Origin of the sequence: Streptomyces sp. NPDC006512 (genome assembly GCF_040611935.1) — a bacterium.
Taxonomy (GTDB): domain Bacteria; phylum Actinomycetota; class Actinomycetes; order Streptomycetales; family Streptomycetaceae; genus Streptomyces.
On sequence record NZ_JBEXPG010000018.1, the window covers coordinates 28,355 to 46,983 of the forward strand.

Genomic DNA, 18,629 nt, shown 5'->3' on the forward strand with positions numbered 1-18,629 from the left:
CATGACATAAGTAACTGCTCAGGCCTGTGCCCCTGCTCCTATGGTGAGAAAAGTACGACCACGGGGAACAGAACGAGAGGCAGGCGCATGCCGGACCAGGTTCATGCGGCAGGCGGCACGGGCGGAACGGACGGCGCGCGATCCGCGCCGCCCGCCGCCGTACGCGTAGAGGGACTGTGGAAGCGGTTCGGCGAGCAGATCGCCGTCGCGGGGATCGACCTGGAGCTGCCCGCGGGGCAGTTCATCGGTCTCGTCGGGCCGAACGGCGCCGGCAAGACGACCACGCTGTCGATGGTGACCGGACTGCTGCGCCCGGACGCGGGCCGGGTGGTCGTCGCCGGACACGACGTGTGGGCCGACCCCGTCGAGGTGAAGTCCCGCATCGGCGTCCTGCCCGAGGGACTGCGGCTCTTCGAGCGGCTCTCCGGGCGCGAACTCCTCGGCTACATGGGCAGGCTGCGCGGACTGCCCGGCGAGGAGACCGACAAGCGGGCGACGCAGCTGCTGGAGGTCCTGGACCTCGCGGGCTCGCAGCACAAGCTGGTCGTTGACTACTCGACGGGCATGCGCAAGAAGATCGGTCTCGCCGCCGCACTGCTCCACAACCCCGAAGTCCTCTTCCTGGACGAGCCGTTCGAGGGCGTCGACCCGGTGTCCGCGCAGACCATCCGCGGGGTGCTGGAGCGCTACACCACCTCCGGGGCCACCGTCGTGTTCTCCTCCCACGTGATGGAGCTCGTCGAATCGCTCTGCGACTGGGTGGCCGTCATGGCGGGCGGGCAGATCCGCGCCGCCGGCCCGCTGGCCGACGTACGGGGCGGCGCGCCCTCGCTTCAGAACGCCTTCCTCGAACTCGTCGGCGCCCACGACCGGGCCTCGGGCGACTCCCTCGACTGGCTCGGCGGCGCCCGATGAGCACCGCCCCCGCCGTCGCGGACGTGGCGCTGACCCCGCTGTTCGTCCGCCTCAAGCTGTCCCTGATGCGCAACGGGCTGAAGGGCTCCTCGAAGCGCAAGGCCGTCTGGATCGTCAGCCTCGTCTTCGCGCTCGTCGTCGCCGGCTTCGTCACGCTGGGCCTGGCCCTGCTGCGCGGCCACGCCCACGCGGGCACCGTCGTCGTACTGCTGGCCGCGATCCTCGCGCTCGGCTGGACGTTCATGCCGCTGTTCTTCCCGGCCGGCGACGAGACCCTGGACCCGAGCCGGCTCGTGATGCTGCCGCTGCGTCCCCGCCCCCTCGTACGGGCGCTCCTCGCGTCCTCGCTGGTCGGCATCGGGCCGCTGTTCACGCTGTGCCTGGCCGTCGGCTCGGTGGTGGCGGTGGCCCGCGGCGCGGCGGGCGCGGCGGCCGCCGTACTGGCCGTACCGCTGCTGCTCCTCGGCTGCGTGGCGCTCGCCCGCGCGGTGGCCACGGCGAACGTGCGGCTGCTGTCCAGCCGCAAGGGCCGTGACCTCGCGCTGCTCAGCGGTCTGCTGATCGCGGTCGGCGCGCAGGTCGCCAACTTCGCCAGCCAGCGCCTGTTCCAGTCGGGCGGCCTGACCCAGCTGGAGCCCGTCGAGGCGGTGGTGCGGTGGCTGCCGCCCGCCACGGCCGTCGGCATGGTCGACTCGGCGGGCAAGGGCGCCTACGGGGACGCCGCCGCGCAGCTCCTGATCACCCTCGCCGCGCTGGCCGCACTGCTGTGGTTCTGGGAGCGGACCCTGACCCGGCTGATGGTCACCCCGGACGGCTCGACCATCGCCGCGTCGAAGCCCCGCAAGGATCCGGGCGCGGGCGGCTCCTGGCCGCTGCTGCCGCAGGGCCGTACGGGCGCCGCGATGCAGCGGACCCTGCGCTACGTGGTGCGGGACCCGAAGACGAAGTCGGCCTGGGTGACGGCCCTGGCGATCGGGCTGATCGTGCCGGTCTTCAACGCCCTCCAGGGCGCCGGCTCCGTGTACCTCGCCTGCTTCGGCGCGGGGATGCTCGGCGTCCAGATGTACAACCAGTTCGGCCAGGACACCTCCGCCTTCTGGATGGTCGCCCAGACCATCGCGACCCCGCGCGACGCCTACCTGGAGCTGCGCGCCCGGGCCGGGGCGCTGGCCCTGGTGACCGTCCCGTACACCGCCGTCGTCACGGCGGTCACGGCCGGGCTGATCGGCGACTGGGGTGCGCTCCCGGCCGGTCTGGGGATGTCGCTGGCGCTCGTCGGGTCGATGCTGTGCACGGGCGCGCTGGCCTCGGCGCACTTCCCGTACTCCATTCCGACGGACGGCGCCTTCAAGAACGTCGCCCCGGGCCAGGGCGGGCTCGCCTGGATGGGCATCGGCCTCGGCATGCTCGCCTCGGCGCTGATCTGCGCGCCGGTGATCGCCCTGACGGTCTACCTGCACGTGGCCGACCACCACGACCTGACGTGGATCCTGCTCCCGCTGGGCGTCGGCTGGGGCGCCCTGGCCACCTGGGCGGGGCTGCGGCTGGCCGCTCCGGTGGTGGCGCGGAAGCTCCCGGAGATCCTGTACGCGGTCAGCAAGGGCTGAGCGTCCGAGCACGACGGGAAGGGCCGGTCCCCGGTGGGGGCCGGCCCTTCGCGCGTGCGGCGCGGGTCAGGCGGCGGTCGGCAGGGTGACGGTCGGGAGGGCCGCGGTGAGGGCGACCGGGACGCTGACCACGTCGTCGAAGCTGCGCTTGCCCTCTCCGAACTCGGTGGCGCTCATCGCCCGCTTCTTGCCGCCCAGGACCTCCCAGACGGTGTTGCCGTCCTGCGAGAGCAGCATCGTGCCGTCCGCCGGAGCCGCCTTGCCCTTGGCCGTGTTCAGCCAGGCACCCGGGACCTGCTCCAGCGGGCGCTTGTCGTAACCCAGACCGGTGAAGTCCGCATAGGTCAGGGTCACGGCCTTGCCTCCGGCCATCACGTACACCGTGGCGTCCGCGCCGGAGGCGTCCTTGACGACCGTGCCGTTGGGAACCTGCCGGGCCACGGTGGAGGACAGCCACTCGCCGGGGACGCCCATCAGGGACCGCTCGTTGTAGCCGTTGGCCGTCCACTCGGCGGCGGAGATGTGGACCGCGGAGCCGTTGACCATCAGGTAGCGCGACGGGTCCTGACCGTTCTGGTTCATCACCACGCGGCCGTTGCCCACGGTGCGCTGCGCCGCGCCGTGCAGCCAGGAGGTCGGAACGCCCAGGTCGGCCCGGATGTTGTAGCCGCCGGACGTCCAGTCGGCGGCGCCGATCTTGAGGGCGGCGCCGTCGACGACGACGTAGCGGTTGTTGCCGCCGGCCTGGTCGTGGACCACGGTGCCGGCCGGCGGGGAGCCCGGCAGGGCGTGGAACGCCGAGTCCTCGATCAGCACGATCTTTCCGAGGTCGTAGTGGTCGGGGCCGACGTCGGAGGCCGCGACGGGGATGCCCGCTCCGTCGATCATCACCTTGACGGAGGCGCCGTTCGGCGACTTGACGAGGGTGCCGGAGCCGAGCGAGGCGGGGGTCGGGTAGGTCGGGCCCGCCGGGTACGGGTCGGCGTGGTCGGCGCCGAGGTTGTACTTCGGCCCGCAGTGCGGCCAGGCCCGCTCGCCCTGCACGGCCAGGACCTTCTCGGCTATCCGGATCTGCTGTTCCTTGGTGGCGCGGTCGGCGCGGGAGGCGTACGACTGGCCGCCGAAGGCGTTCCAGGTCTGCTGCGAGAACTGGAGGCCGCCGAAGTAGGTGCCGGTCGGGTCGACGGCCTTCCAGTTGTTGGTCGACTCGCAGGAGGCGACCTTGTCCCAGGTGGCGACGGACGCGGCCGAGGCGGGGCCGCTCGTCAGGAGCGGAACGGCGAGGGCGAGCAGGGCGGTCGCGGTGACGGCGATCGCGGACTTCCTGCGGACGGTGGAGCTCATGGCTGTGGGTTCCTCGGGGTGTCCGGGCGGGTGGCAGCGGGGGCGAGCCGCCCGGCTGGGGGTGCCGGGCGGCTCGGGGGGGGTGGTGGTACTCGGGTGGCGCGCCGGGGCCTACGGGGCGGTCGGCGGGGTGACGGTCGGCAGGGCCGCGGTGAGGGCGACCGGGACGCTGACCACGTCGTCGAAGCTGCGCTTGCCCTCACCGAACTCGGTGGCGCTCATCGCCCGCTTCTTGCCGCCCAGGACCTCCCAGACGGTGTTGCCGTCCTGCGAGAGCAGCATCGTGCCGTCCGCCGGAGCCGCCTTGCCCTTGGCCGTGTTCAGCCAGGCACCCGGGACCTGCTCCAGCGGACGCTTGTCGTAACCCAGACCGGTGAAGTCCGCATAGGTCAGGGTCACGGCCTTGCCACCGGCCATCACGTACACCGTGGCGTCCGCCCCCGAACCGTCCTTGACGACCGTGCCGTTGGGAACCTGCTTGGCGACGGACGAGGCGAGCCAGGTCCCCGGAACGCCCATCAGCGTGCGCTGGTCGTACCCGTTGGCCGTCCACTCGGCGCCCCCGATCGGGACCGCGGAGCCGTTGACCATCAGGTAGCGCGACGGGTCCTGCTCGTTCTGGTTCATCACCACGATGCCGTTGCCCGGGGTCTTGGCCGTGGCCGCCTTCAGCCACTCGCCGGGAACGCCCATCAGGGAGCGCTCGTTGTACCCCTCGGACGTCCACTCGGCGGCCGAGATGTGCAGTGCCGCCCCGTCGACGACCACGTAGCGGGACGGGTCCTTGCCCGTCTGGTCCATCACGACCAGGCCGGAGGCCATGTTGCGCTGCTTGGCGGCGTTCAGCCAGGCGGACGGGACGCCCATGTCGGGACGGACGTTGTAGCCGGCGGCGGTCCAGTCCGCGGCGCCGATCTTGAGGGCGGCGCCGTCGATGATGACGTAGCGGTCGGCTCCACCGGCCTGGTCGTGGACGACGGTCCCGGAGTTCGGGGCACTGGCCAGGGAACGGAAGGCGCTGTCGTCCACCACCACGATCTTGCTCAGGTCGTACTTGCCCGGGGCGACGTCGGACGCGGCCACCGGAACGCCGGCACCGTCGATCATCACCTTGACGTCAGGCCCGTTCGGGGACTTCACGAGGGTGCCGGCCGGCAGCGACGCGGGGCTCGGGTAGGTGGGGGTGTTGCTGCCGGCGGGCGAGATGTAGCCGCTGATCTTCTGGCCCCACGGGGACTTGCCGACCTGCCAGTTGGTGGTGGTGTTCGTGCTGACGTGGCCGGGGAACCCGCCCTGGTTGCCGCCGGTGATCGTGACGTTGTTGCCGTTGATGGCGGTGACGATGGCCACGTGGTCGTCGGAGTAGCCGCCGCCGTAGTTGTAGACCACGGCGTCGCCGACGTGCGGGGTGCTGGAGAGGGTGCCGTTCTTCTCGCCGTACGTGTAGAAGCTGAGGGCCATGTCGTTCAGCGTGGACAGGCCCTTGACGCCGTTGCGGGCCCAGACCCAGCCGGCGAAGTCGGCGCACCAGGCGTGGGTCCGCTGTCCGCCGCTACAGCTGCTGTTCTGGTTCGAACCGCCGACGTAACCACCGTGGGCGCAGGCTCCGTTGCCGTTCTCGGCGCGGGCCGTCGCGGCGATGTTCTCGCCGAGCGAGGCGGCGCTGGCCGGGCTGGCGACGACCATCGTGAACGCGGTCGCCGCGAGGGCGGAGGTGGAGGCCACACGGATGGCGATGGTCTTGAAGCGGGACATGGCGAAGCTCCTGAGGGCGTGACGGGACGTCTGTGAAGTGCTGCGGGGTGCCGCAGACGGGCCTGGGTGCAGGCCGGAAGTGATCGAGCGCGCCGAGGCGAAGGGACGGCTGCCCTGCAGGAGCAGCTGTCAGGCCGGCGGACGGGGCGCGGGGCGTGCGGGGGCACGGGGCACGGGGTCGCGCGAAGGCGCTGGTGGTGCGGAAGTTCGTGGTGGTGCGGGGGTTCCCGGTGGTGCCGGGGTGTCTGTGGCGGGGTGTCGGGGCCCCGGGTGCGGCTACTCCCAGGCGGTGGTGTTCTTGCCGGTCGGAGCCGTCTCCCACGCCGTGGTGTTCTTGCCGGCCGGAGCCGTCTCCCAGGCCGTGGTGGCGGTGGTGACGCGGGTGTCGTCGGCGCCGGACTGGGCGGCCACGCCCAGCGTGAGGGTGGCGGCGGCCAGGGCGGAGACGGCGGCGATGCGGACGGCGACGGACTGGAATCGGGACATAGCGAAGCTCCTGGGGCGTGTCGGGAAGTCTGGGGCGCCGCGGGATGCCGCGGGCGGGCCCTGGTGCGGGCCGGAGGAGATCGGGCGCGTCGCGGCCGGGACGGCTGTCCTGCAGGAGCAGCGGTCGGGGGCGGCGTACGGGAGGCCCGGAGGCGGGGCGGTGGCGCGGGGTGGAGCGGTGGTGCGGTGACGCGTTGTGGTGCGGGCTGCTGCGAGGCGGTGGGGCCCCGGGGGCGGTTACTCCCAGGCGGTGGTGGCGGTGACGTGCGTCTCGCCGGCGTTGGCCTGGCCGACGAGGGCCGGGGTGAGGGCGGCGAGGGCGAGCGAGGTGACCGCGGCGGCCTTGACGATCGTGGTGCGAAGCATGGGGTGGTCCTTTTCCCGAGCTGGAACGAGTGGGTGTTCCGGTCTGGCGTCCCGCGGTGACGCTTCCTCCGGTGTTGCCCGCCGGGTGGTGTTCCCTGCTGGCACTCACTACTTTCGTCGCAGGTCAGGATGGGTGGAAGGGCTTTCAGGTGGACGGAAACGGTCCTGTCCCAATCCGGCCAGGGAGGCCGGAAGAGGCCTGGAGGAGCTGCTCGTAGTACGGCGTCACGAGGGGCACGCCGACGCGGGTCACCGTCCAGCCGCGCAGGGCCCGCACCTCCTCCAGCGCACGCCGGCAGAGGCTCTCCGTGCGGCGCTCCGCCTCGTCGAGGCCGTCCGCGAGGACGTACACCCCGACCACCGGATCCGGCAGGGCGCCGGGATGGGCCGACACGTGCTCCACCAGGTCCGCCGCACCCGGCAGGCCACGAATGAACTCGGCCGTGCTCGAAGGAAGCCGGATGTCGGGAGACGGCGCGCGGAGGGCGGCGTGGATCAGGTACATGAAGTCGACTCTTCCGGAAGCGGAAGCCCGAACAAAGCGATCAGAGTGGACACTTCGGGCCCTGGCCGGAAGCGTCCATGGGCTGGTTTCGGCCGATCACTGCGTGCGATGATCTGCGCACCTTGATCAATAAGGCACACACGGGGGGAACCGCTGTGCTAGCCACGCTTGGCCTCGATTCGACTGCCGAGGCCGTGTACCGCACCATGCTCGCTTGTCCGCGCGACGGGGTGAAGGCCCTCGCCGAACGTCTCGGCGTACCCGAGGACGACGTCCGGCGCAGCCTCGACACGCTCAGCGAACTGGCCTTGATCCGGCCTTCCTACGAGCGGGCCGGCGAACTGCGCGCGGTCCCGCCCGAGGTCGGCATGGAAATCCTGATGGCCCGCCAGCAGGCCGAACTCGCCGCGCAGCAGCTGCGCATCGAGGCCTCGCGGGCGGCCGCCGCGCAGCTCATCGCCGAGTACGCGGACCTCAGCCCGTCCGCCGAGAGCCCGGGCGTCGAGCAGCTGGTGGGGCTGGACGAGATCCGTTCCCGGATCGGCGGTCTGGCGCACGGGCTCCAGACGGAGCTGATGAGCTTCGCGCCGGGCGGCGGCCACCAGCCGCAGACGCTGGAGGCGTCGAAGCCTAACGACATGGCGTTGCTGGGGCGGGGGGTGCGGATGCGTTCGCTGTTCCAGGACAGCGTGCGCAACAGCCTGCCGACGGTGGCGTACGCGACGTGGCTGAGCGAGCTCGGGGGCGAGGTACGGACCGCGCCCGATCTGCCCACCCGGTTGATGATCTTCGACCGGACGACGGCGGTCATCCCGGTCAGCAGCGAGGACAGCGCGGCGGGTGCGGTGATCCTCACCGGGCAGGGCACGCTGACGGCGCTGTGCGCGCTCTTCGAGAACGTCTGGTCGGGCGCGCAGCCCCTGGGCACCCCGCAGGGACGCGACGAGGGCACGCTCAGTGCCCAGGAGAGCACCGTGATCCGGCTGCTGGCGCAGGGCCTGACCGACGAGGCCATCGCCAAGCGACTGGCGGTCTCCCCGCGGACGGCGCGCCGCCTCGCGAACGGCCTGATGGAGCGTCTGGGTGCCGCCAGCCGCTTCGAGTTCGGCGTCCGGGCGGTCCAGCGCGGCTGGCTCCCGAACACCCCGTAGCGGACCGCGGGCGGGCATGGCGGCGCTCCTGCTTCCTGGCGGTACGGGACGTCGGCGGGGGCGCTCCGGCCGCCACCGTGCGCTCTGTCAGGGCGGGCGGGCACCGGCCGGAGTACCCGCAGTCAACACGAGCGCGCTCGCGTACCGCTGGAGCGCGCTCGCGCCTGCGTACGCCCGGGTGTCAGGGGGCGTCGGCGGTGACTCCCTCCAGGAACGGTTCCACGGCCGCGCGCCAGGCGTCCGGCTGGTCGTAGTGGAGGTAGTGGCCGGCGTCCGGGATCTCGGCGTACTGGCCCGCCGGGAGGACCCGGACCATCTCCTGGGCCTCCGCCCGGCCCAGTTCGCCGTCCAGGCCGCGCACGACCAGGGTGGGGCAGCGGACCTGGGCGAGCTCCTCCCAGTGGGCGTCGTGCACCCAGGTCTCCCGGGCCGTCAGCATCTGGCGGCGGGAGAAGAGCGGGCGCCAGCCGTCCGGCGCCTGGTGCATGACCTCGGCGAAGAAGGCGCCGCGGCCGGGGTCGGGGCGTTCCACGCGGGGGTCGTCCTCGCCGAACCAGCGGCGGGCGGCGTCCTGGGTGGGGAAGGGCAGCGGCCAGTGGCGGAACCATTCCTCCCACTCCTGCTGGGAGGCCTCGCCGAGGGCCGAGGCCCGCATGTCGCAGATGACGAGGGCCCGGACGAGTTCGGGGCGGCGCGCGGCGAGCTGCCAGGCGGTGAGGGCGCCCATGGAATGGCCGACGAGGATCACGGGGGCGAGGCCGAGCTGGTCGACGGCGGCTTCCGCGTCGGCGACGAAGGCCTCGCGGCCCAGGGGGGTCGAGAAGCCCGGCCCGGGCGAGGGGCGGGCGCTCTGGCCGTGGCCTCGCTGGTCCAGGGCCACGACGCGGTGGCGCTCGCCGAGCCAGCGGGCGGTTCCGGCCCAGTGCAGGGCGCGGCCCATCAGGCCGTGGAGTAACAGGACGGCCGGACGCAGAGGCTCCGCGGGCGGTTCGCGGAATTCCCAGGCGGCCAGGCGGACCCCGTCGGCCCCCGTCACATCGATGCGCTGTACCACCGCAGATGCACCCCCTTCGCTCCCGGCCAGACTATCGAACCCGCATTCGAAAACGGGCGTCTCGCCGACAACACCGCTCTTTCGAGTGACCTTGCTCAAGGATTGGCCGCCGCTGCCGATGGAGATCCTTTCAGCAGGGAGGCGGGCCGCTCGGGGAAGACGGTCCGAAGGGGATGACCTTGAGAGCTCGGGGCTCCAGGTCAGCAAGGGGAGGACCGGTCCCGGCGCCGCGAGGCGCCGGGACCACCCACTTCCGCTTGCTCCGCGGAATCCGTCAGCGCTTCGCCACGAACACGTGCGAGGCGGTCTCCTCGTCCAGCTCGGCGGCCTCGCCGCCACTGCCGACGAGCACCCCGCCCGGGGATTCCGTCACGCTCACCACGGAGCCGGGCTGTACGCCCGCCCGCCGCAGCGTGTACATCAGCTGGGCGTCGGTCTGGATCGGCTCGCCGATCCGGCGGACGACCACCGTCTTGCCCTCGCTGCCCGGGTCCAGCTCGGACAGGCTGACCATGCCGTCCTCCAGGAACGGATCGGCCTCCGCCTTCTCGCCCAGTTCCTCCAGGCCCGGGATCGGGTTCCCGTAGGGGGACTCGGTCGGGTGGCGCAGCAGCTCCAGTACGCGCCGCTCCACCGCCTCGCTCATGACGTGCTCCCAGCGGCAGGCCTCTGCGTGCACCTGCTCCCACTCCAGGCCGATGACGTCGACGAGGAGACACTCCGCGAGCCGGTGCTTGCGCATCACGCGGGTGGCGAGCTTGCGGCCCTCGTCGGTCAGCTCCAGGTGACGGTCGCTGGCCACCGCCACCAGACCGTCGCGCTCCATGCGCGCCACGGTCTGGCTGACCGTCGGACCGCTCTGGTCGAGCCTCTCGGCGATCCGGGCGCGCATGGGGACCACGCCTTCCTCTTCCAGCTCGAGGATGGTGCGGAGATACATCTCCGTGGTATCGATCAGTCCGGACATTCGTGCCCCTCGGATTGCGTGCGCTGGCCCTGCCCCCAATTCTGACGCATCGCGCCGACAACCGTCCCGCGCCGAGCGTCAAGGCATGTACGGGACATCTCAGGAGTCCTCTGGCGGGGCTTTGGTCCCGGGGATTGACGCTCGTATTGACACGCGCTTGGTCCAGACCGCACGGTGAGCGGCGGACACCGACGTACCCATCGCACCCCCACTTCGGAAGGGCCTTCGGCGTATGAGCGAGAGCAAGCTGGCCGGGCAGTTCTTCGACGCCGCCATCGGTCTGCTGGAGCGGGTGCGGGACGAGGAGGCCACGCGCATCAACGAGGCCGGGACCGTCATCGCCGAGGCCGTCGCCTCGGGGAACCGGCTCTTCGCCTTCGGCGCCGGACACTCCTCGCTGCCCGCCCAGGACGTGGTCTACCGGGCCGGCGGACTCGCCCTGATGAACTTCCTCGCCGTGCCCGGCACCGCCGGGGTCGACGTCATGCCCGCCACCCTGGGCAGCGCCCTGGAGCGGGTCGACGGCCTCGCCGGAGCGGTCCTCGACAGCAGCCCGGCCTCAGCCGGAGACGTCCTGGTGATCATCTCGCTGTCCGGGCGCAACGCGCTGCCGGTCGAGATGGCCATGAACGCCCGGGCGATCGGCCTCAAGGTCATCGGCGTGACCTCGATGGCGTACGCGACCGGCACCCGGTCGCGGCACGTGTCGGGCACCTACCTCAAGGACCACTGCGACATCGTGCTCGACAGCAAGATCGCGGTGGGCGACGCCGAGCTGAGCCTCGACGGCATCGACGCCCCCTTCGCCCCGGCCTCCACGGTCGTGACCAGCGCGATCATGCAGGCCGTGATGGCGGCGGCGGCCGGCGAACTCGTCGCGCGCGGCGTGGAGCCCCCGCTGCTGCGCTCGGGCAACGTGGACGGCGGCCACGAGTGGAACGGCCGCGTGATGCAGGAGTACGGCGACCGGATCTTCTTCCGCCACTGACGCCGCCGCTCGCCACCGGGCCCGCCCGTTCCGCTCGCCGGGGCGGATGCGCCTTCCTAGCATGGGGAAGTGGGCTCGGGGTCTCGGGGTTACGGCGAGCAGAGGTGACCGGGCATGACCTCCACGCATCCGGCGTTCCGGCGGCGGGCCCTGCCCGCCTGCGCCGCCGCGCTCCTGCTCGTCCTGGCCGGTGCCGGAACGGCCCCTGCCGCCGCGCCCGCCGTGCCCGGCGCCGCCGTGCCCGGTACCGTCGTGGCGGCGGCCGCGCCCGGCCGCGCGGACCTGGACCCCGGGACCGTGGCCCGGCTCGACGCGGCGATCACCGCCGTGATGGAGAAGGCCGGCATCCCGGGCGTGAACGTCGGCGTGTGGATCCCGGGGCGCGGCGACTACGTCAGGTCCTTCGGCGTCGCGGACCGGCGCGACCGGACCCCGCTGAAGACGGACATGTACTCCCGGATCGGCAGCGTGACGAAGACCTTCACCGTCACCGGCGTCCTCCAGCTCGTGGACCGGGGCCTCGTCGGCCTGGACGACCCGATCGCGAAGTACGTCGACGGCGTCCCCGGCGGCGGGGGCATCACCGTGCGCCAGCTCGCGGCCATGCGCAGCGGGCTGTACGACTACACCTCCGACCCGAAGTTCCTCGACTCGCTGCGCGCCGACCCGCGGCGCTCCTACACCCCGCGCCAGTTGCTCGCGTACGCCTTCGCGCACCCGCCGGTGTTCGCGCCGGGCGCCGAATGGCAGTACAGCAACACCAACACGGTGCTGCTGGGGCTGCTGGTGGAGAAGGTGTCGGGGCAGCCGCTGGCCGGGTACCTGCGGGAGCACGTGTTCGCGCCACTGGGGCTGGACTCCACCTCGCTGCCCGCCGGCAGCGCCTTCCCCGAGCCGCACGCGAGCGGCTACACCTCGTTCAGCCCGTCCGGCGCCGTCGTCGAGGCCACCGACTGGAACCCGTCCTGGGCGTGGGCCGCCGGAGCGGTCGTCTCGGACCTGGAGGACCTGCGCGCCTGGGTCCCGGCGCTGGTCGGCGGTCGGCTGCTGGAGCCGGCCACGCAGGCCGAGCGGCTGGAGCTGGGGCCCGTGGGGTACCCCGGCGTCTCGTACGGACTGGGGATCGCCGGGGTCAACGGCTGGCTCGGCCACAACGGCGAACTGCCCGGCTACGAGACCGTCGCCGCCGGGCTGCCCGGGAAGGACGGGAAGGACGGGGCCGTGCTGGTGGTGCTGATCAACTCCGACGTGGACCGCGGCGGCTCGCTCAGCACCCAGATCGGCCGGGCGGTGACCCAGATCGTCACCCCGGACCACGTGTGGACGCTGCCCTCCCCCACCCAGGTCGGCGAGAACCGGCACTGAGCCCGGCGTCCCGGCGGCTCATCCCGCGCCCGCCAGGTCCAGGTCGGCGGCGACGCGGGCCGCGACCTCCTCCGCGTACACGGCGTCCGCGCGCTCGAACGCCGGACGGGAGGGGCCGCGCAGGAACGTCAGCGCGCCCAGGGTCCGGCCCCGGCTGCGCAGTACCGTGCACAGCGCGTGCGCGGCTCCCGGCGGCCACTGGCGGGCCCGGGCCCAGTCCTCGTCCGGCCCGCCGCCCTGCCCGCCGCCCTGTCCGCCGCCCGGGGCGCTGGCCCGTACCGGGCCGATCCGGTCGAGGGCCTGGAGCGCCGGGTGGGCGCTCTCGTAGCGGACCGGGATGGCGCCCGGCCCCGGCAGCAGCAGGGCGAGGCCGGAGGGGGACACGGCCGAGCGGACGAGCCGCCTGCCCCGGTCCGGCCCGTCCGGGCCCTCCAGTACGTCCACCAGCGCGTGGTCCGCGAAGCCGGCCAGCGCGAAGTCCAGCCGGACCGCCGCGGCCTCGGCCGGGTCGGCGCATTCGGCGGCGGCCCGCCCCGCCCGGTGCAGCTGGTTGGCCCGGAACCGCAGCTGCCCGGTGTCCAGCTCGGCCTGCCGGGCCTCGGTGACGTCCTGGAACAGCCAGCCGACGCCGAGCGGTACGGGCTCCTCCGCGAGCGGCGAGGCCAGCCGCAGGAACCCGCTGCGCCAGCACCGTCGCCGCACGCCCTCGGGGGTGCGCACCGACACCCACAGTTCCAGCGGCGACGGCGGCGCCCCCTCGGCCAGGACGTGCTGGAGCGCGCCCTCCAGTTCCTCGACGCCCTGGACCAGCAGGTCCCCGAGGGGCCGGCCGAGCAGCGCGCTCCGGCCCGCCCCGAAGGCGCGGGCGGCGTGCGTGTTGACCACCGCGGGGCGCAGGTCGACGTCGACGAGGACGACGCCCCAGGAGGCGTCGTCCATCAGGGCCTCGCTGAGCGCGATGGAGCGTTCGAGGTCGATCTGGGCGTGGACCTCGCTGAAGGCGCAGTAGACGCCGGCGGGTTTCCCGTCGGCGCCCGGCACCCCGGCGGACTGGGTCCGTACGAGGATCCGTCCGCCGTCCTTGGTCAGCAGGGCGAACTCGTGGACGTGCCGGCCGGGCTGGTCCTGGGCGGACATGAGTCTGTCCTGGACGTCGTCCGCGTCGGCGGCACGCACGGCCCAGCCCGCGAAGCCCTTGCGGCCCACGGCCTCGACGGCCGACCAGCCCAGGATCCGCTCGGCCTCGCGGTTCCAGTGGGTGATCACGCCGTCGGAGTCGAACGCGCACAAGGCGGCGTCCATCCCGTCCAGCAACGCTGCGAGCAGATCGTCGGCGGTCTCACCACGACCGGAAGCACTCACCTGGCACCCCCTGCAGGTGTTCGCGTGTGCGGCACGTCAGATCATTGAACTGGAACGTGACGCAGGCCACACCCACTTCCCGGAATCGTCCCGGAATGTCCTCGCCGCGGGCCGCCGGGCCGTCCCGGGTCTCGCCGGGCGGTTCAGTCCCCGAGGGCGAGGAGCGCCATCCCGGCGACGAACAGCAGGCAGAGGGCGCCCCGGCCCCAGGCCTGGGCCGCCCCGCGGCGCTCGCGGGCGGTCTGCCGCCCGATCGCGCGCCGCGCTTCGGGATCGGGTGCCCAGTCCGGGCCGCGGAGCTCCCTCCAGACGGTCCGGATCAGGGCGACCTCGCGCGCGACGTCGACGTGGCCGTCGTCCACGCACACGAGCCGGAGCCGGCGCCCGGCGCGGTCGTGGGCGTACGCGAGGGCCGGGGGCCGGCCCTTCGCCGCGGCCGCACCCGGCCGGGGTGCGGCCCGGATCTCCTGGACGTCCGCCCAGGCCAGCCGGCGGCTTCCGGTGAGGCGGCGGACCCGGATGCCGTCGCGGTCGAGGAGGGTCGAGCAGCGCCGGGAAGCCCACACCAGCCAGCCGAACAGGGCGAGGACCGGGGCCGCGATCAGCGGTTTCACGCCGGGGGCCACGTGTTCCATGGTCAGTACGGACAGCAGCACGCCGGGAGCGCCGATGCCGACGGCGGTGTACGCGCCGGTCATCCGCTCGGCCCGGACCCGGTAGTCGCGCGGCAGCAGCCCTGCGCCCATGACGCCCCTCCCCTGACGCGCCCCTCCCCCGATCCGGGAATGTCAGTGTAGGAAGCAACTCCCCTACGCGATAGGCACGTTGCAGGCAGCGAAAGACGGTCCGGTAAATAAGTTGAGGCCCCCGGAAAGCAGGCCTAGGCTCTGCATTACACGAGAAGGGAGGTGGTTCCCGAAATGTACGGAAACCGGACGCGTGAGGTGGCTGCGGGCTAACGGCCCGTCGTCGCACGCACCCAGTGCGGTGCCCGGCGGACCGCCAGGCGCCAATCCCAAGCAGTCACCCGACCCGCGGGCTCGCCGGTACGTCCGGCCGGCTCCTCTCACTGCAGGAGAGGAACCAGAGCCCGCGGGTCGCCTGCGTTCCCGCCCCCGCCCGAGGACCCGGGGCCCGGCGGGCTCAGGGGCAGAGCCGCTCGACCCGCCACCGGTCGCCGTCCAGGACGTAGCGCAGCCGGTCGTGCAGGCGGTTCTCGTGCCCCTGCCAGAACTCCACCGCGTCGGGCACCACGCGCAGCCCGCCCCATTCCGGCGGCACCGGAACCTGCTCGCCCTCCGGGTAGCGCTCCGCGAGCTCCGCGTAACGGCGGTCCAGCTCCTCGCGGGAGCCGATCACCCGGGACTGCTCGCTGGCCCAGGCCCCCAGCTGGGAGCCGTGCGGCCGGGAGCGGAAGTAGGCGGCGGTCTCGTCGCGGCCGATGCGGGCGCAGGTGCCGGTGACGACGACCTGGCGGGCGATGGGGTGCCAGGGGAACAGCAGCGACACGTACGGGTTCGCGGCGAGCTCGACGCCCTTGCGGGAGCCGTAGTTCGTGAAGAAGACGAAGCCCCGCTCGTCGAACCGCTTCAGCAGCACCGTGCGGGTGCTGGGCCGCCCGTCGGCGGTCGCGGTGGCCACGACCATCGCGTTGGGTTCGAAGACGTGCGCGTCGGCGGCCTGCTGGAACCAGCGGGCGAACTGCTCCATCGGCCCGTCCGCGAGGCTCTCCTCCCGGACGATCTCGGAACGGTACTGCTTGCGCATGACGGCGGGGTCAAGGTCCTGATCGCTCACGCGGCCATCCTGCCGCAGGACGCCGGCCGGCGGTGTGCCGTATGTCACGCTTCCGCAGGCCATCCGGAACGGACAAAATCTTGGGGCCGGTCCGACGGTCCCCGTACGGGTGACCATCGGCCGTGCCGGGCATCAACGGGGATGACCGCGCCGGACCGCGAATCACGCCGGGAGCCGCGCGTGTTCGCACTATCTGAGGAGCCGCCTGATGTCCGATTTCGTACCCGGACTCGAAGGGGTCGTCGCGTTCGAGACCGAGATCGCCGAACCCGACAAGGAGGGCGGGTCGCTCCGCTACCGGGGGGTGGACATCGAAGACCTGGTCGGACACGTCTCCTTCGGGAACGTCTGGGGCCTGCTGGTCGACGGAGCGTTCAACCCGGGCCTGCCGGCCGCCGAGCCCTTCCCGATCCCCGTCCACTCGGGCGACATCCGCGTCGACGTGCAGTCCGCGCTCGCCATGCTCGCCCCCGTCTGGGGCCTGAAACCCCTCCTGGACATCGACGAGCGGACCGCGCGCGACGACCTGGCGCGGGCCGCGGTCATGGCGCTGTCCTACGTCGCCCAGTCCGCCCGCGGCCAGGGCCTGCCGATGGTGCCGCAGCGCGAGATCGACAAGGCGGAATCCGTCGTCGAGCGCTTCATGATCCGCTGGCGCGGCGAGCCCGACCCCAAGCACGTCAAGGCCGTCGACGCCTACTGGACGTCCGCCGCCGAGCACGGCATGAACGCCTCCACCTTCACGGCCCGCGTGATCGCCTCCACCGGCGCCGACGTCGCGGCGGCGCTGTCGGGCGCGGTCGGTGCGATGTCCGGGCCGCTGCACGGCGGGGCCCCGTCCCGCGTCCTCGGCATGATCGAGGAGATCGAGCGGACCGGCGACGCCGTGGCGTACGTGAAGAAGGCCCTGGACAAGGGCGAGCGGCTGATGGGCTTCGGGCACCGCGTGTACCGGGCCGAGGACCCCCGTGCGCGCGTGCTGCGCCGCACCGCCAAGGAACTGGACGCCCCGCGCTACGAGGTGGCCGCCGCGCTGGAGAAGGCCGCGCTGGAGGAGCTGCACGCGCGCCGCCCCGACCGGGTCCTCGCCACGAACGTCGAGTTCTGGGCCGCGATCATGCTGGACTTCGCGGAGGTCCCGGCGCACATGTTCACCTCGATGTTCAGCTGCGCCCGTACCGCCGGCTGGTCGGCGCACATCCTGGAGCAGAAGCGGACGGGCCGTCTGGTGCGGCCGTCGGCCCGCTACACCGGCCCGGGCCGCCGCGACCCGCGCGACATCGCGGGCTACGCCGACATCGCCGAGACGGCCTGACCGGGGGCACCGCAGGGTGGTGGGGGCGCCGCGTCCCGGGTGGGGCGCGGCGCCCTTTCGCGTGTGCGGGGGGCCCTTTCGCGGGGCCTTTTCGCGGGGGCCTTTCGCGCGTGCGCGCCTTCGTGGTGCGGCGGATCAGGTCAGCGTGGCTTCGACGATCCGGGACCACTGGGCGACGACCCGCGCGCGGCGGGCCGTGTCGTCGGTGAGGACGTTGGCCAGGCCCAGGCCCCGGGCCATGTCCAGGAGGCCCTGCACGGTCTCCCGTACGCCCGGGACGGACTCGTCGGCGCCGAGCAGTTCGACGGCGATGCGGTGCGTCTCGCGGCCGACGCGGGCTTCGAGGTCGGTCACCTGCGGGCGCAGCTGCTCCTCGTTGGAGGCGGCGACCCACAGCTGGAGGGCGGCCCGGAAGAGCGTGCCCGTGTACAGGTCGACGATGGCCTCGACCACCGCCGGGCGGGGGGCGGGGGCGGTGTGGAACAGCTCGCGCAGGGCGGTGGAGCGTTCCTCGGCGACGTGGGCGACGGCCGCCGTGAAGAGGGCTTCGCGGGTCGGGAAGTGGTGCTGGGCGGCGCCGCGCGAGACCCCGGCGCGTTCGGCGACGACCGCGACGGTGGAGCCGGCCCAGCCGTGTTCGGCGAGGCAGGAGACGGCCGCCTCCAGGAGGTGGCGGCGGGTGACCCGGCTGCGGGCCTGCTTGGGGCCGGTCACCGTGCCCATGACGGGTCCCGGCGTTCGAAGCGGGCGGTGATGCCCTCGCGGGCCTCGGCGGAGGCGAAGACGGCCGCGGACAGCTCCGTCAGGCGGGCGCCGTCCCGGTCGAGGGCCTCCCGCACCCCGGCGGTGACGAGGGCCTTGGTGGTGGCGAGGGCCTGGGGGGCGGCCTTGCGCAGGCCTTCGAGTACGGGGGCCAAGGCGGTGTCCACGTCATCCTCGGCGTGCAGGGTGAGGAGGCCGATGCGGGTGGCCTCGGCGGGGCCGAAGGACTCCGCGGTCAGGAAGTACCGGGCGGCCGCGCGCGGGTCGAGGCGGGGCAGCAGGCTCGCGGAGATCACGGCGGGGGCGAGACCGAGGTGGGTCTCGGTGAAGGCGTACGAGGACTGCGGCCCGGCGGCGGCGATGTCGCAGGCGCCGAGCAGGCCGAGGCCGCCGGCGCGGACGTGCCCGGTGACGCGGGCGACGACCGGCTTCGGGAGTCCGGCGGTCTCGCGCAGCAGGGCGAGGAAGTCGGCGGGGTCGCAGGGCGACTTCAGGTCGGCGCCCGCGCAGAAGGTGTTGCCGGTGTGGGTGAGCACCACGGCCCGCGTACCGGGGTCGGCGGCGGCGTCGGCGAGGGCGGTGCGGAGCTCCGTGACGAGCTGGGCGGAGAGCGCGTTGCGGTTGGCCGGGGAGTCCAGGGTGAGGGTGGTGAGGCCGTCGGCCCGGGCGGCTCGTACGGGTGGGGGCATTTCTCCTCCGGAGGGGGCGGGTACGGATGCCCTGGCCGGGCGGGGTCGGGGACGTACGGGCGGGGACGGGTGGGGTGCCGTCCGGGACGGGCGTGAGGCACGGCGGTGATCCGCCTCTGAGTGTGCAAGCGGCAACGGGCGCCGACCCATCCCGTTTTACATCCTGGACGGCACCCACCCCGTCCCCGCCCCCGGTCCGCG

The 18,629-nt window shown here is 73.1% G+C and carries 18 protein-coding genes; 6 read left to right on the top strand and 12 right to left on the bottom strand.

Annotated elements, in window-relative coordinates; translation table 11 throughout:
* Window positions 1-87 precede the first annotated feature (87 nt).
* Both ABZZ17_RS14775 and ABZZ17_RS14780 read left to right on the top strand, forming a co-directional pair.
* Window positions 88-915, top strand: coding sequence for an ABC transporter ATP-binding protein (locus ABZZ17_RS14775; RefSeq protein ID WP_356875804.1), 828 nt, complete (start codon window positions 88-90; stop codon window positions 913-915).
* A complete protein-coding gene (locus ABZZ17_RS14780; RefSeq protein WP_356875806.1) occupies window positions 912-2,522 on the top strand; it encodes a transporter in 1,611 nt (536 codons plus the stop codon). Before ABZZ17_RS14775 ends, ABZZ17_RS14780 begins: the two co-directional genes overlap by 4 nt.
* Before the next feature lie 66 nt (window positions 2,523-2,588).
* On the opposite strand, the gene ABZZ17_RS14785 is transcribed toward ABZZ17_RS14780, so the two are convergent.
* From ABZZ17_RS14785 to ABZZ17_RS14805, 5 genes are all read right to left on the bottom strand, one after another.
* On the bottom strand, window positions 2,589-3,866 hold the full coding sequence (locus ABZZ17_RS14785) for a transglycosylase family protein (protein ID WP_356875808.1): 1,278 nt from the start codon (window positions 3,864-3,866) through the stop codon (window positions 2,589-2,591).
* A gap of 111 nt (window positions 3,867-3,977) precedes the next feature.
* Entirely contained in the window at window positions 3,978-5,621 is a 1,644-nt protein-coding gene (locus ABZZ17_RS14790) for a CHAP domain-containing protein (protein WP_356875810.1), read from the bottom strand.
* A 276-nt stretch (window positions 5,622-5,897) separates the two neighbouring features.
* Complete coding sequence (locus ABZZ17_RS14795; RefSeq protein ID WP_356875812.1) at window positions 5,898-6,107, bottom strand: hypothetical protein; 210 nt, start codon at window positions 6,105-6,107, stop codon at window positions 5,898-5,900.
* A 237-nt stretch (window positions 6,108-6,344) separates the two neighbouring features.
* Window positions 6,345-6,473: a hypothetical protein gene (locus tag ABZZ17_RS14800; protein ID WP_356875814.1), complete on the bottom strand. Its 129-nt coding sequence runs from the start codon at window positions 6,471-6,473 to the stop codon at window positions 6,345-6,347.
* Window positions 6,474-6,618: 145 nt separating this feature from the next.
* Window positions 6,619-6,978 carry a hypothetical protein gene (locus ABZZ17_RS14805; protein ID WP_356875816.1) on the bottom strand — a complete coding sequence of 120 codons (360 nt, stop codon included), beginning with the start codon at window positions 6,976-6,978 and terminating at the stop codon, window positions 6,619-6,621.
* Between the two features lie 155 nt (window positions 6,979-7,133).
* Between ABZZ17_RS14805 and ABZZ17_RS14810 the strand changes: the two genes are divergently transcribed.
* Complete coding sequence (locus ABZZ17_RS14810; protein ID WP_356875818.1) at window positions 7,134-8,129, top strand: LuxR C-terminal-related transcriptional regulator; 996 nt, start codon at window positions 7,134-7,136, stop codon at window positions 8,127-8,129.
* Between the two features lie 181 nt (window positions 8,130-8,310).
* Here ABZZ17_RS14810 and ABZZ17_RS14815 read toward each other — a convergent pair whose 3' ends face one another.
* Both ABZZ17_RS14815 and ABZZ17_RS14820 read right to left on the bottom strand, forming a co-directional pair.
* Window positions 8,311-9,183 (bottom strand): alpha/beta hydrolase, encoded by an 873-nt coding sequence (locus tag ABZZ17_RS14815; protein ID WP_356875820.1) that lies wholly within the window; start codon window positions 9,181-9,183, stop codon window positions 8,311-8,313.
* Window positions 9,184-9,457: 274 nt separating this feature from the next.
* Window positions 9,458-10,150, bottom strand: coding sequence for a metal-dependent transcriptional regulator (locus ABZZ17_RS14820; protein ID WP_356875822.1), 693 nt, complete (start codon window positions 10,148-10,150; stop codon window positions 9,458-9,460).
* Window positions 10,151-10,382: 232 nt separating this feature from the next.
* Here ABZZ17_RS14820 and ABZZ17_RS14825 point away from each other — a divergent pair, with 232 nt between their 5' ends.
* Together ABZZ17_RS14825 and ABZZ17_RS14830 are read left to right on the top strand one after the other, a co-directional pair.
* Window positions 10,383-11,138: an SIS domain-containing protein gene (locus ABZZ17_RS14825; protein WP_356875824.1), complete on the top strand. Its 756-nt coding sequence runs from the start codon at window positions 10,383-10,385 to the stop codon at window positions 11,136-11,138.
* A gap of 114 nt (window positions 11,139-11,252) precedes the next feature.
* Window positions 11,253-12,503 carry a serine hydrolase domain-containing protein gene (locus ABZZ17_RS14830; RefSeq protein WP_356875826.1) on the top strand — a complete coding sequence of 417 codons (1,251 nt, stop codon included), beginning with the start codon at window positions 11,253-11,255 and terminating at the stop codon, window positions 12,501-12,503.
* A gap of 18 nt (window positions 12,504-12,521) precedes the next feature.
* Here the strand turns inward: ABZZ17_RS14830 and ABZZ17_RS14835 are convergent, their stop codons facing one another.
* The 3 genes from ABZZ17_RS14835 to pdxH form a co-directional block, all read right to left on the bottom strand.
* Entirely contained in the window at window positions 12,522-13,865 is a 1,344-nt protein-coding gene (locus ABZZ17_RS14835) for a PAS domain-containing protein (protein WP_356875828.1), read from the bottom strand.
* Window positions 13,866-14,008: 143 nt separating this feature from the next.
* On the bottom strand, window positions 14,009-14,611 hold the full coding sequence (locus ABZZ17_RS14840) for a PH domain-containing protein (protein ID WP_356875830.1): 603 nt from the start codon (window positions 14,609-14,611) through the stop codon (window positions 14,009-14,011).
* Window positions 14,612-15,008: 397 nt separating this feature from the next.
* The gene (gene pdxH / locus ABZZ17_RS14845) at window positions 15,009-15,632 is read right to left on the bottom strand and encodes a pyridoxamine 5'-phosphate oxidase (RefSeq protein ID WP_356875997.1); all 624 of its coding nucleotides are present in this window, start codon (window positions 15,630-15,632) and stop codon (window positions 15,009-15,011) included.
* 238 nt (window positions 15,633-15,870) lie between these two features.
* On the opposite strand from pdxH, the gene ABZZ17_RS14850 reads away from it, so the two are divergent.
* A complete protein-coding gene (locus ABZZ17_RS14850) occupies window positions 15,871-16,977 on the top strand; it encodes a citrate synthase 2 (RefSeq protein ID WP_356875833.1) in 1,107 nt (368 codons plus the stop codon).
* A gap of 135 nt (window positions 16,978-17,112) precedes the next feature.
* Here ABZZ17_RS14850 and ABZZ17_RS14855 read toward each other — a convergent pair whose 3' ends face one another.
* Complete coding sequence (locus tag ABZZ17_RS14855; RefSeq protein ID WP_356875835.1) at window positions 17,113-17,700, bottom strand: TetR/AcrR family transcriptional regulator; 588 nt, start codon at window positions 17,698-17,700, stop codon at window positions 17,113-17,115.
* Window positions 17,688-18,428 carry an enoyl-CoA hydratase family protein gene (locus ABZZ17_RS14860; RefSeq protein WP_356875837.1) on the bottom strand — a complete coding sequence of 247 codons (741 nt, stop codon included), beginning with the start codon at window positions 18,426-18,428 and terminating at the stop codon, window positions 17,688-17,690. The genes ABZZ17_RS14855 and ABZZ17_RS14860 overlap by 13 nt, the downstream gene beginning before the upstream one ends.
* Window positions 18,429-18,629: the final 201 nt, after the last annotated feature.